1 protein-coding gene is annotated in these 1,133 nt (G+C 33.1%); it reads left to right on the top strand.

Annotated elements, in window-relative coordinates; translation table 11 throughout:
- The coding region (locus CYP28_RS10210; RefSeq protein ID WP_181000394.1) for a hypothetical protein at positions 1-1,133 on the top strand (1,133 nt) is incomplete at both ends.

Below are 1,133 nucleotides of genomic sequence, written 5' to 3' on the forward strand. Positions count from 1 at the left end.
GTATGAATATCTCAATGAGAATAGAGCAAATAAAATAGAATATAGCATGGGTAGTGGTGAATTTAAAGCCTATAATATTTGGAACGAGCTTTTAAAAACTCCTAAAATCTACTTTTACGTTAGAGGCAAAAGAGAAATCATAGAAGATCTTTTGCAGGATTTAAAATTTATAGGTAAAAAAACAGCCATTGGATATGGGCAGGTTGCTTCTTTTTTAGTAGAAACAATCCCTGAAGATAAGTCTGTATTTTTAGCTAAAAATACTCCAGCACGACCAATTAGTGTGAAAAATTATCCATCTTTAAAAAACGCCAGGATCATTTACTATAATAGCAAAGTCCCTTACTGGGCAAATTGGAGCAAAGAGGCATGCTATATGCCAAATTCATCTCTAATAGAAACCATCTATCCAGGTAAAGAAAGACCAAGTATCGATGAAAAATATTTGAGTAAATACCACTCAGCCATAAATTTTGTATATGATGTTTTACACGAAGACAAAAATAATTGGCAAGAGATAGATCTAAAAGAGAAAGCAACCGCAAAAGACATAATTGTTGATGGACAAGATCATCTTTGTGCGTTTTCAGGTGAGCAGTCCAAAGAGGGAATTTTATGCAAAAGTATAGAAAAAACACTTGGTTCGACCTTTACAGACTACGCCTTTTTAAACAACTCTAAGTTTGTATCAAAGCAGACTTTTTGGACGCTTCAATGTGGCGTTAATAGTAGAGTAGGCAAAAAGTCTTTAGGCTTTCATGTGGTCGATAAAAATGGTATAACTTATGTTATGGGTAAAAATAAAACTAAGAGCATAGAGCAGGCTATCAAAGATGCCTCATTGCCTTTTAATTTGGCACTTAAGACTACACCAAACAACCAGCACGTAGTTTTTAAATCAAATTTGACACTTTCTAAGGATCTTATAGCTTGCCAATACGGAAGTGAAACTTATTACTTTGGTTATGAAGAAGCAAAGGAGTGTCTAAAACGAGTTAATGAGATAATAAAAGATTATCCAATAACAAAAAGTCATCTAATACCAAACCCACAAATTGATGCACCTTTTATAAGCCTAAAAAAAGATGCAAGAAATAAAGATACTATCCTGCTAATTAGTGATTTTTACAAAC

It is taken from the genome of Campylobacter concisus, assembly GCF_002914195.1.
GTDB classification, from domain to species: domain Bacteria; phylum Campylobacterota; class Campylobacteria; order Campylobacterales; family Campylobacteraceae; genus Campylobacter_A; species Campylobacter_A concisus_M.